Genomic DNA, 14,720 nt, shown 5'->3' on the forward strand with positions numbered 1-14,720 from the left:
GGCGCGATGCCTTCAGGATATCGCGCGGGTCAGCCAGCGCCCGAACCAGCCGGCGGCAAGGCGCGTCACTTCGTCCAGCGTGCCGGGTTCCTCGAAGAGATGGGTCGCGCCGGCCACGATGGCCATGCTGTGCTCGCAGGTCAGTTGCCCGGCGGCCTTCTGGTTCAGGCGGATGACCTCGGTGTCGAGTTCGCCGACGATCAGCAGTGTCGGCGCACGGACCGAGGCAAGCGCGGTGCCGGCGAGATCCGGCCGCCCGCCCCTCGACACGATGGCGCTCACGGTGTTGATCTGAGCCGCCGCGACGAGCGCGGCCGCGGCGCCCGTACTGGCGCCGAAGAGCCCGACGGGCTGCGTCGGGACTTCGGCCCATTGCCGCAGCCATCCAAGGGTGGAGCCCAACCGGCGCGCCAGCAGCGCGATATTGAAGCGGTACGTGGCGTCAACGTCGTCGTGCCGTTGCTCGTCCTGCGTCAGCAGATCGAACAGCAGCGTCGCGAATCCCTCGCGCTGCAAACCGGCTGCAACCTGGCGGTTTCGCGGGCTGAAGCGGCTGCTGCCGCTGCCGTGCACGAACACCACGACGCCGCGCGCCGTACCGGGAATTTCCAGAATCCCGCCGAGCTTCACGTAATCCACGGGAATCTGCACCTGCAAGGTCTGCATCTGTCTCTCCTGGGAACGCAACGGCGCGCCAGCGATACGCATGCTCCATGCCATCCCACGCCGTCGCGCCCGACGGCAACAGCGCTTATATCGATCATCGTGCCTGCCCCGCTCAGCCCGTTGACCTCGATCAAGCATCGGCCCGGATCGATTGGGCGATGCACGTTGCGGCTCGGGCGATCGCAATTGATATGCATCAAGCGCACGGCTGCCAATGGAACCACCATGGAAACGAAGCGCATGCACTCGGCCCATGCCTGACGACCGACGCCCAACGTGACTTGCGCGCGAAGCGCGTCTACGATGAATGGCGCTGCGCTGCCTTTTCCCCTCCAGCCACGGCTCCATCAGCCGATCACGCGGATGCCGGCACGATTCTCGCGAGCGTTGCGCGGTAATTGCCGCTTGATGGCGTGGATCATCGAGGTCAACGATGTGGTATGCCCTTGTGGAACAACAGCGTCAATGGCTGCGCGCCTGGCGCGCTGCATCCCAGTACGCACCCGTATTCGGCGCGTGGCCCGCTCCGGCGCTCGCGCAGGCCGCTTCGTCCTGCTATGCGGATGTGTTCGAGCCCCTTCTCGGCCTCGTGTCGGAACCGCCCCCGTTTGCAATCCGCACCGTTGCGCTCGATGAGGGCCGTTGCGACGTTGACGAACGTCTCGTCGCGCATGCACCGTTCTGCGACCTGCGGCGCTTCGCACGCGCGCACGCGAAGCGCGCCGTGCTGGTGTGCACGCCGCTGGCCGGCCATGCGGCCGTCATGATGCGGGAGACGGTGGAGGCGCTGCTCGCCGACGGCGACGTCTATATCACCGACTGGATCAACGCGCGCGACGTGCCGCTCGCCGCGGGCCGCTTCGGACTCGCCGAATACGTGGCGATGCTCGACGCCTTTATCGAAAGCCTTGTGCAGGACGACCGGCCGCTGCACGTCGTCGCCGTCTGCCAGTCCACGTTTCCGGCGCTGGGTGCGCTGGCGCTGCGCGCGCAGCGTGGCTGCGCGCCGCCCGCGAGCGTCACGCTGATCGGCGGTCCGATCGACGCGCGCATCAATCCGAGCACGCTCGGCCTCGCGGCCGCATCGCATTCGCTCGACTGGTGCCAGCGCCATCTGATCGACGTGGTGCCCTCCGGATTCGCCGGACAGGGCCGGCCCGTGTTCCCGACTTATCTGCAGCGGGCGGAGATCGCGCTCGTCTATCCGCATCGCTATGTGGCCCTGGCCGACCGCTATGCGCAGGCGATCTCGCGCGGCGATACCGGTGCCGTCGACGAGGCGCGGCGCGCGCTGGCGGAGTACACGGCCCTGCTGGACATGCCGGCGGAATATTTTCTCGATACCGTGGACATCGTCTTCCAGCGCGCCAGGTTGGCAAACCGTACATGGCGCGTGAACGGCACGCTCGTCGAGCCCAAGGCGCTGCGGGACATCGAGCTGCTGACCGTCGAAGGCACGCGCGACGCCGTCACCGGCGCCGGACAGACGCACGCGGCGCTGGACATGTGCAGCGGCATCGCCTCGGCGGCGCGCAAGGGCCTCGATATCGAGGAGTGCGATCACTATGGGCTCTTCACCGGCGAACGCTGGCGCGACGATGTGCATCCCGCGCTTCAGGCGGCCTTTGCGCGAGCCGATTCGGCGTGGCTGCGTCACCGCTCGGTGCCGCGCAAGACCCGCTTCGTATCGGGTTGAGCCGCGGGTTGAGCCGCGGGTTGAGCCGCGGGTTGAACTGCGGGTTGAGCCGCGTGCGGGCGCTGTGCGCCGGTTCCGGCGCGCTGATGCTGCGCTATTTGCAGACCTCGTCCTCGCGGTCCGACGCCGTCTCGCTGCTGGGCAACTTCTCTTCGTCCGGTCCGAGCACCGCCAGCGCCGCCGCGCGGCCAAGCGCGTGTAGCGCCGCGATCGCCTGCGCCGAGAAATCGAAGTCGCGCGCAAACGTCGCGCTGCTCGTGCAGGCGCCATTGAGCGCGATGCGGTGAATCTGCACGGGCGCCTGGTTGCCCATCAGCCGGATGTACTCGGGCGACTGCCGCACCCGCTCGGCAGCGGCGGCGTCGAGCTGGCCCGTGATGCGCTCGACGAGATCGCGGAAGTCGTTGGCGTTTTCCTCGAAGCGCAGATCGTTGCGCACCCGGTCCGCATAGACGATCTCGTCGCGGCGCAGCATCACCTCGAACAGATTCGACGGCAACGGCCGGGCGCCCGAAAACAGGTCGACGACGAACACGCGCCCGGCGACCTGGCCGCAGCGCTCGATCACGAGATCCAGCGGGGAGTTGCTGACGATGCCGCCGTCCCAGTACGCGCGGCCCTCCACGATCGTCCACGGCATGGCGGGCGGCAGGCTGCCGCTCGCGAGCAGGTGCTCGGGCGTCAGCCGGTCGACGTAGCTGTCGAAGATGCGCCGCTTGCCGCTTGCGACGTCCACGGCGCCGAGCAGCAGGCGCGTCGGGCTCGCGGCGAGCGCATCGAAGTCGACGTGGCGGCGCAAGAGCCCGAGCATGGGCTGCGTGTCGTAGTAGCTCGTCCACCATGGCGCGAAGCTGCCGGTTCCCGGTGCGCCCATCCACCAGCGCGGGCGCATGAAACCGGGCACGCCGAAGAGCGCGAGATGCCAGGCCAGTTCGCTTTGATGCAGTTGCGTGCAAGACTGCGGCGCGGCGAGGCCTTCGATCGACAGCTCGCGCCAGAAGGCATCGAGCGCTTCGACCGCGTGGCCGGGGTGGCTTGCGGCGATTGCGCCGTTGAACGCGCCAATCGACACGGCCGAGACGATGTCGGGCCGCACGCCATGCGCCTCCAGCTCGGCGATCGCCCCGCACTCGAACGCCCCGAGCGCACCGCCGCCTTGCAGGATGAGCACGGTCTGCGAAGGCAGCGCACCGAGGCGCGAGCCCGCCTGCGCCAGCGCCGCACCACTGCTCGCGAGATTGCGCCGGTGCCGGATCATCTCTTCGGCCGCGACGGCTTCGTCGGCCGGCGCTTCGATCGAGAACATCGCCCGCAGCACGTTGTGCTTCATGAAGAGCAGCGAGTACGGCCGCTGCGGAAACTCGCCGCGCTCGACGACCTCCTGGGCATCGGACGGATCGCCGAGAAAGTTGTAGGGCACGTCGAAGACGTCCCCATAGAAGATCGAGACATCGCGGTACGGCATGCGTGCGCCGAGCATGTTGCGCGCGGCGAGGCGTCCCTGTCGCACCGCATTGTCCCAGTGCTCGACGCGGTGGCGCGCGCCCAGCAGCGAGTCAGGGAAATTCGCGACGTCGCCGGCTGCATGGATGTCCGGGTCGGAGGTTTGCAGACACTCGTCGACGAGCACGCCATCGGCCAGCTCCACGCCGCTGCCCGCAAGCCATGCGCAGTTCGGTTCCACGCCGGTCGCCACGACAGCGAGATCGCAGGCGAGCGCACGGCCATCGCTCAGCACCGCGCCCGCGAGCGCATGGTGTCCCGTGAAACGCTCGATCGTGAGGCCGGTCAGCACCTCGACGCCATGCTGCACGCAGAGCTTCATGAAGTGCGCCGAAAGCAAGGCCGAATGCAACTGTGGCAGCAACTGGTCACTGCGTTCGACGAGCGTCACGGCGAGCCCCAGCTCGCGCAACACCGCCGCTACCTCCACGCCGACAAAACCCGCGCCGATCACGAGCGCGCGGCGCCGGCTCGCCGTCTCGGTTCGCAAGGCGACGGCCTCGCCGATATCGTGCAGACGGTGCACGCCCGTCAGCGTGGCGCCTGGGATATCGAGCCTGTGCGGCGACGCACCTGTCGCGATCAGCAGCTTGCCGTAGCCCACCTCGCTGCCGTCTTCGAGCTGCACGACATGCGCGCAGCAATCGAGCGCCGCAGCCTTCGCGTGCAACAGCAGCGCGATGTCGTGCTTCTCGTAGAAGTCCGCCGGGTGGATCGTAACCCGCGCCGCGCCGACCTTGCCCTTGAGGAAGCCCTTCGTGAGCGGCGGCCGCCGGTACGGCAGGACGGGCTCGCCGCAGAGGATCGCGATGCTCGCGCCGGGCGCTTCGTGGCGCAGCGTGCGCGCCGCGCACACGCTCGCAATGCCGCCGCCCACCAGCACATAGTCGAAGCGCCGCTCGCGCATGCCCGGCTCCGCCCCCGCGTTCATCGGGACGCCGTTGCGTGCTCGCGCGCGGCGAGTGCATCCTTGATCGCCAGCACGAAGCGGGCAACCTTCTCGACCGCCGCATCGGTGCGCATGTCGCGCGCGGAGATCGCACAGGTTGCAATCGGCGCGCGCCGCGCGAGCTGTTCCATCTGCGCGAACGCGTCTTCGCTTCCGCGTCCGCCCATCGTGCAAAAGAACGCCACGGTGCGCATCTCGTGCCAGTGCAGCGAGAGCCACGTCGAAACCGGCGTCGACGCGCGCGCCGCCCACACGGGCGTGCCGATCAGGACGACGTCGTAATCGGCGAGCGCATGCGTCATCGGCTGCAAGTGCGCGGGGCGCTTGCGGCCCACGTCGAGAATCGAAAGCAGGAAGCCCAGCGGCCCCGCGCGCCGCCGGATTTCGACCTCGCGCAGCCGTTCGTAATCCCCTTCGAGTTCGGCGGCAAGGCGCCCGGCAAACTCCGCCGTCGTCTCGCTGCGCGAATAGCAGACCACGAGAATTCGTGATGGCGCTTTCAAGGCAATCTCCCCCAAGGTTTCGCCGCCGCGCGAACGATGCCGCGCGCCGTGCTAGGTGCGGCGCTTCTCTTCGATATGTGGCTGGCGAGCGGAAACGAGACGCAGCTCCTCGAGCAGATTCGCGGCCGCATGCAGCAGATCGTCGAGCGAGACGATGCCGATCAGTCCGCCGTCGTCGCCGACCACGGGCAGCCGGCGCACGCCGTGCAGGCGCATGCGCTTGGCGAGCAGCCAGACATCGTCGGCGCCATTGGCGACGAGCGCCGGCGTCGACATCACATCGCCGGCGTACAGCTTGCCGGCCGCCGCGTCCGGGCTCACCACGGCCAGCACGATGTCGCGATCGGTCAGCACGCCGAGCGGCACGCGCACGCCTTCGTCGTCTCGCACCACCACGAGGTCTCCGGCATGCAGCGCACGCATTCTCGCCGCCGCTTCGACGATGGAGGTTTGCGGGTCGCAGGTGGCGACTTCACGTGTGCAAAGCGTAGCGGCGTTCATTTGATCACCCTCCATTCGGCGAGTAGTTGTTCGCACGCGCCCGCCTGCTGTGCATCTTCGCAAACGAGCGCGAACGGGACGCCCGCCTGCGCGGCGGGCAACGGAAGGAAGTCGGGCGTCAGCGAGCCGGCGTAGCGATGGAGGAGCAGAACCGCTGCGCAGACGATGGCCGACGCCGTCACGATGCCGAACGCCACGCGTTCGAAGCGGCGAAAGAAGCGATACATGGCAATGCTCCCGGTGTCATTCGACGCGCAGAAGATTGACGATCGTGTGCACGCCCGGCGTCGATTTCGCCGCGCCATAGACGAGCTGACGCTCGGCGTACGAGGCGACGTTGCCGGACAGGGTGACCGTGTCACCGTCGATCTTGATCTCGATGTGTTTCGCTTCGCGCTCGCCGTGGCGGCCAATGGCGGCGCGAATGCCGCGTGCAATGTCTTCGGCCGAGGTGGCGCCGCGAATGCGGATCCGGTTGTTCACGCCCGTCACGCCGAGCAAATGCGAAATCGCTTGCTGTGCGGCATGGCTTTGATAACCCCAGTCGCACTCGCCGAGCAACGTGACGCAACCTTTCTCGACTTCTACCTGGACGTCCTGATTATTGACGCCCACCGTCCATTCGAGGATCGCGCGCACCGTGTTCGCGATGTCCTCGTCACGGCGCGCTTCGTGCTGCGGAACACTGACCTCCATCTCCACGGCGATGCCGCGCACGCCCGCCACCCGGGCGGTCGCGCGTTGCGCGGCGAGCTTCGCCGCGTAGCTCGCCGGATGGCCCGACAGCGTCACCACGCCGTTGGACACCTCGACGCCGATACTCGCCGGCAGGATCGACCGGTCGCATGCAAGCTCGGCCTCTACGTCGCGCTTCAATTCCAGATCGGATTTCATTGCCGTCCACTCCTCATGTCGTTCCGGCGCAGCTTCGTTTCACCGGGGATTCACACCGTCGGTACCGAAGCGAAATGTCCGCGAACAAATTGCCGCACCTGCGCGAGGTTGGCGGAGGCGGTATCCACAGGCATTGCCGGGCCGACTTCGTCGAAATGCAGATGCCCGATCACATCGAAGCCCGATGCGCGGAACACGTGCGTATCCTGCAGTAGCTGCATGGCCTGCCACCGGCCGTCTGCCACGAACGAGGCCAACGGGGCGGCCGAAATGGTCACCACCACGGCGCGGCGCCCGGACAGCAAGCCGTGCACGCCGTCCGGCTGGGTCTCGTAGGCGAAGCCGCGGCTGAACACGCGGTCGATGTAGCCCTTCATCATCGCGGGCATCGCCATCCACCAGAGCGGGTAGATGACCGTGACGACATCGGCCGCGAGCACGTCTTTCTGCGCGATCACGACGTCGGCCATGCGCACGTGCACGTCGCTTCCCTCGGTCAATTCCTCGGCGGACAGCACGGGATCGAACCCCATGCGGTAGAGATCGTGAAGACGGACGTCATGACCGATGCGGACCAGCTCGCCCAGGTAGGCGCGCGTCACGCTCATGGTGAAGCTGTCTTCCACCGGATGCGCGACCACGATGAGGTGTTTCTGCATGGCGGTGGCTCCTTTCAAAAACCGCTGCACAGGGCCATCGTGCGCGCGTTCCCCGCCATCCGATTGACACACGTCAATCAGGACGATCAATCCCTCGTACGCTGCGCGGCCTCGCGTCCCGTGGTCAGCTCGACGATTTCCGAGGTGATCTCGTCCTGGCGCATCGCGCGATACTGTTGAGAAAGCGTGTCGAGCCGCTGTCGCACGTTGGTGCGCGCGGCAAGCATGGCGCGCACGCGGGCCTCGTTTTCGGCGGCGAACGCAAGCATGAGCGCCTCGCATAGCTCGAACGACACATAGAGCCCGACGAGCCCGCTCAGCAGACGCGCGGGCGCGACGTTGACGAGCGGTGGCAGGGCGCGCGGCGTCACCTCGAAGCGCGCGAAATCGAACGGAATGAGCGTGCGCTGCACGATGCGCAGCCGCGACTCGCCCGGCAGCGCGTGCGTGAGCGTGACGCGTGTCGCGCGCTCGCCGTCTGCGAGCCTCGCGTAGAGCGCATCGGAAACACGCGCCGCGAGATGCGGGACGGCGGCAGGGTGCGCCGCCATCGGTACGGACCATGCCTCGCCCATGCCGCGCTCGGCGCATGCGCTCGCGAGCCGGGTGCCGACCAGCAGCCAGTGGCGCGGGGAGGCGAGCGGGCGGCGCAGCGCCTCGTCGGCAATCCGGTCGTTGAGGCCCCCGACGAAGCCCTGCTCCGCACCGATGACGATGCAAACCTCGGCGCCTTCGTCCGCATGCGTCGCGCTCGTCGATGCGCTCGAAGGATCGAACGCCAGGACATCGCCAATCGCGGCCCCGGCCGCCGCCGCGCAAGCGCGGATGCCGGCAAGCCGGGCGTGCGCGTCGCGCGCGCGCGCCGCCGCGATTGCGCGCATGGCCCCGACCACGGCTTCGAGTTGATGGGTCGCGCCGATCCGCGCTTCGATCTCGCCGAGCTTGCCGCTCATTGCGCCCCCTCTGAGGCGGTTCCGCCGCGCCCGATGCATTCGCGCACCCGTTCGCGCAACGCGGCAACGCTCGCCAATGATTCGCGATCCGAACTATTGCCGATCGTGTGCGCGCCGACTTGTGCGATCCGCTCGCGAATCTGCGCAACGGCATGCGCGGGCAACGCATCGAATTCGCCGTCGGCGAGCGCGCCAAGCAACGCGATTTGTTGTGCGACGCCAAGCAGGCTGAAGCGCGGCTGCGCGAGCAAGGCGCGAATGCGCTCGCCACGTGCGATCTGCGCGCTCACGCGCGCATCGGTGAGGCCGCCGAAGCGCGCGAATATCTCCAGCTCCAGGAACTGCGCGTATTCGATCCTCAGCCGCCCCGCCACCTGGCGCAGCGCCTGGGCCTGCGCCTTGCCGCCCACGCGGCTCACGCTCAAGCCCACGTTGACGGCGGGCCGCTGGTTCGCTGCGAACAGCGCGGCATCCATCACGAGCTGGCCGTCCGTGATCGAGATCAGGTTGGTCGGAATATAGGCCGCGAGATTGCCCGCCTCGGTCTGCGCAATCGGCAGTGCGGTGAGCGAGCCGCCGCCCAGTTCCGCGCTCAGCCGCGCCGCGCGCTCCAGGAGCCGCGCGTGCAGATAGAAGATGTCGCCGGGGTACGCCTCGCGGCCGGGCGGCTCGCCGGTGAGCAGCGCCAGCTCGCGATGCGTGGCCGCGTGCTTCGAAAGGTCGTCGATCACGACGAGGGCGTGCTGGCCGCGGTCGCGGAAATACTCGGCGACCGAGAAGCCCGCGAACGGTGCGACCCATTGCATCCCGGGCGTAGCCGACGACGGCGCCACCACGAACACGCAGCGCTGCGGCGCGCCGCGCGCCCGCACGGCGTCGATCACGCGCTGCGCCGCCGTGGCGCGCTGGCCCACCGAGACGTATACGCAGATCACATCGCTCGCGCGCTGGTTGACGATGGCGTCGACGGCGAGCGAGGTCTTGCCCGTCGCCCGGTCGCCGATGATGAGCTCGCGCTGGCCGCGCCCGATCGCGAATAGCGCGTCGACGACCAGCACGCCGGTTTCGAGCGGCTCGCTCACGGCGGCCCGCTCGACGATGGCGGGCGCTGAGCGCTCCACCGGCAGCCACGCCTCGGCGGCGGGCGGCTCGCCGCCGTCGAGCGGCCGGCCGAGCGGATCGATCACACGCCCGAGCAGCCCCTCGCCAACGGGCACCTGAAGCACGGCGCCGGTGCGCTCCACACGCTCGCCGGCTTCCACGCCCGCCGCGCCGTCCAGCAGCACGACGTGCGCGAAATCGGCGTCGAGCGTGCGCACGTAGCCGGTCGCGCCGCTCGCGAAGCGCACCGTTTCGTCGAGCGCGACATCGGCGAGACCCGAGATGCGGGCAACGCCGTCGGCGATGCGTTCCACGCTGCCGCTGGTCTGGGCCTCGGGCGCAAACTGCACGCGCGCGAGCGCGTCTTGCGCTCGCGAAAGCCAGTTCTGCGCCCCGGACTCAGCCGCGCACACCGCCGCGCTCCAGCAGCGTCTCGCGGATGACGTCGAGATCGTGACGCAGATGGTTGCGCACCGCCGCGTGCGCGCCCGTGAGTTCGAGCCCGGCGATCAGCGTGGGGTCGGCCTGCACCCGCAGCGTGACGTCGCGCCCGAGCGCCGCGCTGAACGCCGCCTCGCAGGCTTGCCGTTCGGCATCGCTCAGCTCGCGCGGCGCGGCCAGTGCGAGCGGCGAACCCTGCGCGCCGAATTCGTCGCGCGTCTCGGGCGGCAGCTTCGCCAACGCCTGCGCCGTGCCGCTGATGAAGCTCTGCACACGCACCTCGGGCGGCATCCGGTCGAGAAGGCGTCCTGCAATTTCGACCGCCAGTCTCACCGCATCGTCTTCGATGTCGCGCGAGCGCGCGGCGCGCTCGCGTTCGATCTCGCTTTCGGCTTGCACACGCAATTGCGCGGCTTCGGCCCGCGCCTGCATGAGCAGTGTCGCCTTATGTGCTTCGGCGCCTGCTTCGGCCGCCCGCAGCGCCGCGTCATGCGAGGCCGCGAGGCGCGCGGTTTCTTCGCGCGCGGCGTCGTGCTCGGCCTGCGCCGCGCGGCGGCTCGCTTCGGCGTCGGCAAGCAGCGCCTGCGCGGCTTTCTGGCGCGCCGCGACGATCTCCGCCACGGGCCGGAAGAGAAAGCGCGCGAGCAGCCACACCAGCACGAGGGCATTGACCGTCTGCAGCGCGAGCGTCGACCAGTCGATATGCATGGCGCGACCTTCGCTACTTGACGAACGGATTGGCGAACAGCAGCAGGAGCGCGATCACGAGGCAATAGATCGCCATCGTCTCGATCATCGCGAGGCCGACGAACAGCGTGCGCGAGACGGTGCCCGCCGAATCGGGCTGGCGCGCGATGGCGTCCATCGCGGCGGCGACCGCGCGGCCTTCCGCGAGCGCGGGTCCGATCGCGCCGAACGACACCGCGAGCGCGGCGGCCGCGATGCTGACGATTTCGATGAGATTCATGGCTTTTCCTGTGCGCGATGGCCGGTGCCCGAGCGCTCGCCGCCCGCCGCGGCGCCGACGAACACCATCGCCAGCACTGCGAAGATGTAGGCTTGCACCGCGCCCGTGAGCAGATCGAGCGCCATCAGCGGAATGGGCACGAGCAGCCCCGCGAGCGAAAGCACGATGCCGACCACGAACACGCCGCTCATCACGTTGCCGAAGAGGCGCACGACGAGCGAGAAGGTGCGTGTGAGCTGCTCGACGACGTTCAGGGGGATCATCACCCAGGTCGGTTCGGCGAAGGCCGCCAGGTAGCCGCGCATGCCGCGCGTGCGCAGGCCGTGAAAGACGGTCGCCGCGAGCACGATCAGCGCGAGCGCCGCGTCGGTTTCGATATGCGCGGTCGGCGGTTCGACGCCTGGCAACAGCGACGACCAGTTGGCCGCCAGCACGAACACGAAGAGCGTGCCGATCAGCGCGCGGTACGGGGCGGGGTCGCCTTCGATGGTGTCGCGAATCTGGGCGTCGAGCGTGGTGACGAACAGTTCGAGAACGGTCTGCGTCTTCGAGGGCACGAGCGCGAGCCGCCGCGTGAGCAGCACCGCGGCGACGCCCATGCAGGCCATGATGGCCCACGTGATGACGACCGGCGCCGTGATCGCGAGCGGACCGAGGTGCCAGAGCGGCGTGGTGGTGAGCGGCGAGGCTTTCATCGTGTCCGCACCGCCTGGCGCAGCACGGCATGGCGCGCGAGCAGGAGCCCCGCCATACCCGCGAGCAGCGCCGCCACGCCCGTGCGCGCGAGCGCGAAGAGGAGCAGCGCGGTCAGCATGCAGCGCACGGCCTGTGCGCCTAGCGCGACACCGATCCGGCCTGCCGCAAAGAAGCGCGCGTTCCAGCGCAGCGCCGCGAAATGCGCCGCGCCTGCCGCCGTGCCCGCGGCGAGCCCCTCTACGCACCTCAAAAGCGTCAAATGATCAGTCATCCTCATGGCTCCGTTCCTGCCGGCGCATCCATTTCCACGCGAACCAGAGGCCCGCGGCCGCGCCGAGCATGAGCATCGGCGCCGAGAAGAACACACGCGTGCCGAACAGCCGGTCGAGCATGTGGCCGATCGCGAGCCCCGCCAGCGTGGGCAGCACGATGGTCCAGCCGAGAATGCCCATCTGTCCGAGCCGGCTGCCGAGCGAAGGCTCGGGTTGCGCGCGGCCACGCGCCTCGCGCTGCGCGGCATCGCGCGCGGCGCGCGCCATGTGGTTGGACTCTCGCGACGGATCGCTCATCGATCTCGCTCCCGGGCCGCCGCCATCGCCTGCCCGTCCGGCATGAGCGGGCCGCGCAGATGGCGCAGCATCTGCCGCACCGCCTGGGCGTGCAGCCGCACGCTCTCCACGCGCACGCGCCGCTCGGCGTCGAGTTGCGCGGCGCGTACGCTGGCGACTTCGCGCTCCAGCCGCTCGAGCGAATCGCCGACGATCGCCTCGCGGCACGCGAGCGCCACCGTGCGTCCCGCCGATACCGTCATGACACCGCCGTCCACCGCGCAATACCGGCGCGTCCCGTCCGCCGCGAGCCAACGCACCACCGAAGGCACGAGCATCGTGATGAAGTCCGCATGCCCCGGCCGGATGCCGAACGAACCGCTCTCGTCCTCGGCGCGCACCGATCCGGCGGCCTCATGGTTCACCACGATGTCGAGCGGCGTGGCGATCGTCAGATCGAGCAGCGTGGCGTCCATTTGCGCCCCCTATGCGAGTGCGGCCGGCGTGGCCGCCGTTGCCGAAGCACACTCCTTCTCGCGTGCCTCGTCGAGCGTGCCGACCATGAAGAGCGAGCGCTCCTGCCAGCCATCGCATTCGCCGGCGAGTATCGCCTTGCAGCCCGCCAGCGTATCGGCGATCGCGACCGAGCGGCCCGCTTGTCCCGAGAACGCCTCGGTCACCGCGAACGGCTGCGTGAGAAAGCGCTGCAGGCGGCGCGCGCGATGCACGAGCAGCCGGTCCTCGGCGCCCAGTTCCTCGACGCCGAGCAGCGCGATCACGTCCTGCAACTCGCGGTGGTGCTCGATGAGCCGCCGCACCTCGATCGCGACCGCCGCGTGCTCTGCTCCCACAACCAGCGGATCGAGCAGCACCGAAGACGAAGCGATCGGGTCGATGGCCGGATACATGCCCTCGGCGGCCATGGCGCGCGAGAGCACGACCATGCTGTCCACGTGCGCCGCGATGGTCGTCACGGCGGGATCGGTGAAGTCGTCGGCGGGCACGTAGACAGCCTCGACGGCCGTCACCGCCGCTTCCCCCACCGAGACGATGCGCTCCTGCAACGCGGCCACCTCGCTCGCGAGCGTCGGCTGGTAACCGACCCGCGAGGGCATGCGGCCGAGCGACGCAGATACCTCCGCGCCCGCCTGCACGAAGCGAAAAACGTTGTCGATCATCAGCAGCACGTTCTGGTGCTTCTCGTCGCGAAAGTGCTCGGCGATGGTGAGCGCCGTGAGCGGCACGCGCCAGCGCGCGCCCGGCGGCTCGTTCATCTGCCCGTACACCAGAACCGTGCGTGCGAGCACATCCGAGCCGCGCATCTCCGAGAGCATTTCGTGGCCCTCGCGCGACCGCTCGCCCACGCCCGCGAACACCGAGATGCCCTGATAGCGCGCCACCATCGCGTGAATCAGCTCCATCAGGAGCACGGTCTTGCCGACGCCCGCGCCGCCGAACATCGCCGCCTTGCCGCCCTGCGCGATCGGCGCGAGCAGATCGATCACCTTGAGGCCGGTGGTGAAGATCTCGGTCGAACTACGCAGCGCCGCGAGCGGCGGCGGCGCGCGGTGGATCGGCCGGCGCGGGGCGCCGGCGTCGAGCGGCGCGCCGCCGTCATGCGCCGTGCCGCTCACGTCGAGCAGACGGCCGAGCACCGCGTCGCCCACCGGAACCTCCAGCGGACCGCCTTGCGCCTCCACGCGGGCGCCGCGCCGCAATCCCGCCGTCGACTGCAAGGCGAGCGCGCGCACCGCCGTGGGCCCGAGATGCGCCTCGACCTCCGCGGTGAGACGCGAGCCGTCGTCGCGAACGATCGACAGCGCGTCTTCGACGGGCGGCAGTGGCCCGCTCTCGAACACGACGTCCAGCACCGCGCCGCGCAACGCGCTCACGCGCCCGACTGCACGCGGCGCGCGAACCGCGGCGGACGCAGACATGTCGTTCGAAGCGTGGCTCATGGGCACGGTGAGTCTGCGCGGCGTCACGCCAGCACGAGTTCGTCGATGACCGCGCTCACGCCAGGCTGCGTCCATGCGGCGCCGCGCGCGACGGCGCGCTCGGCTTCCGAAGCGACCGTGCCCTTCAGCGTGACCACGCCGTCGCTCATTTCGACATGGATGTGGCTGACCTCGTCTTCGGCGTGGCGCTGGAGCGACTTGCGGATGCGCTCGCTGATCTTGCGCGGATCCATGCGCCGGCTCGCCTCCACGCGGCTCGTGATGCCCGTGACGCCGCGCAGGCGCACGAGCGAGTGAATCGCCAGTTCGCGCTGCCATTCCCATTCGACGGCCCCGCGCAGGAAAAGGTGGCCGTTCACCACTTCGACTTCCACCGCGCGTTGCGGCACGCCTGCCGTCCAGTGCAGGATCGCGCGCGCCATGTCAGCGAGCGCTTCGTCACTGGGCGGGTTGGTGGCCGGCAGTTCGACCTGCAACCGCACGACGACCGAACGCGCGCCGCTCACCCGCTGTGCAGCGCGTTCCGCGATATGCGTCTGTGCAAGCGCAGGCACCCGTCCCCAGAGGCTCACGACGCCGTTCGCCACTTCGACCCGGATGTGCGATGCGTCCAGCGCGGCGTCGAACGCCAGTTCGTCCTGGACGTCCTGCTTCAGTTGCGTATCGGCTTTCATCGCATGCTCCG

Annotated in this window: 17 protein-coding genes and 1 pseudogene; 1 reads left to right on the forward strand and 17 read right to left on the reverse strand. The window is 69.2% G+C overall.

Features of this window, described 5'->3' with window-relative positions; all coding sequences use genetic code 11:
• Window positions 1-12 precede the first annotated feature (12 nt).
• Window positions 13-666 (reverse strand): alpha/beta fold hydrolase, encoded by a 654-nt coding sequence (locus VSR34_RS10305; RefSeq protein WP_342962443.1) that lies wholly within the window; start codon window positions 664-666, stop codon window positions 13-15.
• A gap of 433 nt (window positions 667-1,099) precedes the next feature.
• Between VSR34_RS10305 and phaZ the strand changes: the two genes are divergently transcribed.
• Complete coding sequence (phaZ, locus tag VSR34_RS10310; RefSeq protein ID WP_028213003.1) at window positions 1,100-2,362, forward strand: polyhydroxyalkanoate depolymerase; 1,263 nt, start codon at window positions 1,100-1,102, stop codon at window positions 2,360-2,362.
• Window positions 2,363-2,456: 94 nt separating this feature from the next.
• On the opposite strand, the gene VSR34_RS10315 is transcribed toward phaZ, so the two are convergent.
• The 16 genes and pseudogenes from VSR34_RS10315 to VSR34_RS10390 all read right to left on the reverse strand — a co-directional run bounded on the left by VSR34_RS10315 (window position 2,457) and on the right by VSR34_RS10390 (window position 14,709).
• Window positions 2,457-4,796, reverse strand: a complete 2,340-nt coding sequence (locus VSR34_RS10315) for an FAD-dependent oxidoreductase (RefSeq protein ID WP_342962444.1) — start codon at window positions 4,794-4,796, stop codon at window positions 2,457-2,459.
• Window positions 4,793-5,317, reverse strand: a complete 525-nt coding sequence (locus VSR34_RS10320) for a flavodoxin (RefSeq protein ID WP_342962445.1) — start codon at window positions 5,315-5,317, stop codon at window positions 4,793-4,795. Before VSR34_RS10320 ends, VSR34_RS10315 begins: the two co-directional genes overlap by 4 nt.
• A 51-nt stretch (window positions 5,318-5,368) precedes the next feature.
• Window positions 5,369-5,818: a CBS domain-containing protein gene (locus VSR34_RS10325; RefSeq protein WP_028213001.1), complete on the reverse strand. Its 450-nt coding sequence runs from the start codon at window positions 5,816-5,818 to the stop codon at window positions 5,369-5,371.
• Window positions 5,815-6,045 carry a hypothetical protein gene (locus VSR34_RS10330; RefSeq protein ID WP_028213000.1) on the reverse strand — a complete coding sequence of 77 codons (231 nt, stop codon included), beginning with the start codon at window positions 6,043-6,045 and terminating at the stop codon, window positions 5,815-5,817. Before VSR34_RS10330 ends, VSR34_RS10325 begins: the two co-directional genes overlap by 4 nt.
• 16 nt (window positions 6,046-6,061) lie before the next feature.
• Window positions 6,062-6,712, reverse strand: coding sequence for a BON domain-containing protein (locus tag VSR34_RS10335; protein WP_342962446.1), 651 nt, complete (start codon window positions 6,710-6,712; stop codon window positions 6,062-6,064).
• A 50-nt stretch (window positions 6,713-6,762) separates the two neighbouring features.
• A complete protein-coding gene (locus tag VSR34_RS10340) occupies window positions 6,763-7,371 on the reverse strand; it encodes an NAD(P)H-dependent oxidoreductase (RefSeq protein WP_028212998.1) in 609 nt (202 codons plus the stop codon).
• Window positions 7,372-7,457: 86 nt separating this feature from the next.
• Window positions 7,458-8,324, reverse strand: coding sequence for a FoF1 ATP synthase subunit gamma (locus VSR34_RS10345; protein ID WP_342962447.1), 867 nt, complete (start codon window positions 8,322-8,324; stop codon window positions 7,458-7,460).
• Window positions 8,321-9,838: a F0F1 ATP synthase subunit alpha gene (locus VSR34_RS10350; RefSeq protein WP_342962448.1), complete on the reverse strand. Its 1,518-nt coding sequence runs from the start codon at window positions 9,836-9,838 to the stop codon at window positions 8,321-8,323. Before VSR34_RS10350 ends, VSR34_RS10345 begins: the two co-directional genes overlap by 4 nt.
• Window positions 9,825-10,574: a hypothetical protein gene (locus VSR34_RS10355; protein ID WP_028212995.1), complete on the reverse strand. Its 750-nt coding sequence runs from the start codon at window positions 10,572-10,574 to the stop codon at window positions 9,825-9,827. The genes VSR34_RS10350 and VSR34_RS10355 overlap by 14 nt, the downstream gene beginning before the upstream one ends.
• 13 nt (window positions 10,575-10,587) lie before the next feature.
• The gene (locus VSR34_RS10360) at window positions 10,588-10,833 is read right to left on the reverse strand and encodes a F0F1 ATP synthase subunit C (protein WP_017774099.1); all 246 of its coding nucleotides are present in this window, start codon (window positions 10,831-10,833) and stop codon (window positions 10,588-10,590) included.
• A complete protein-coding gene (locus tag VSR34_RS10365; protein WP_342962449.1) occupies window positions 10,830-11,528 on the reverse strand; it encodes a F0F1 ATP synthase subunit A in 699 nt (232 codons plus the stop codon). Before VSR34_RS10365 ends, VSR34_RS10360 begins: the two co-directional genes overlap by 4 nt.
• Entirely contained in the window at window positions 11,525-11,800 is a 276-nt protein-coding gene (locus VSR34_RS10370; RefSeq protein WP_342962450.1) for an ATP synthase subunit I, read from the reverse strand. Before VSR34_RS10370 ends, VSR34_RS10365 begins: the two co-directional genes overlap by 4 nt.
• Window positions 11,793-12,077 (reverse strand): annotated as a pseudogene (locus tag VSR34_RS10375) (AtpZ/AtpI family protein); the annotation flags it as partial. The gene VSR34_RS10370 and the pseudogene VSR34_RS10375, both read right to left, overlap by 8 nt.
• Before the next feature lie 17 nt (window positions 12,078-12,094).
• Window positions 12,095-12,553 carry a F0F1 ATP synthase subunit epsilon gene (locus tag VSR34_RS10380; protein WP_342962451.1) on the reverse strand — a complete coding sequence of 153 codons (459 nt, stop codon included), beginning with the start codon at window positions 12,551-12,553 and terminating at the stop codon, window positions 12,095-12,097.
• A 9-nt stretch (window positions 12,554-12,562) separates the two neighbouring features.
• Window positions 12,563-14,014, reverse strand: coding sequence for a F0F1 ATP synthase subunit beta (gene atpD / locus VSR34_RS10385; RefSeq protein WP_342962452.1), 1,452 nt, complete (start codon window positions 14,012-14,014; stop codon window positions 12,563-12,565).
• 44 nt (window positions 14,015-14,058) lie between these two features.
• Window positions 14,059-14,709 (reverse strand): BON domain-containing protein, encoded by a 651-nt coding sequence (locus tag VSR34_RS10390; protein ID WP_342962453.1) that lies wholly within the window; start codon window positions 14,707-14,709, stop codon window positions 14,059-14,061.
• Between the last annotated feature and the right edge of the window lie 11 nt (window positions 14,710-14,720).

This window comes from Paraburkholderia sp. JHI2823 (assembly GCF_038900695.1).
GTDB classification, from domain to species: Bacteria; Pseudomonadota; Gammaproteobacteria; order Burkholderiales; family Burkholderiaceae; genus Paraburkholderia; species Paraburkholderia mimosarum.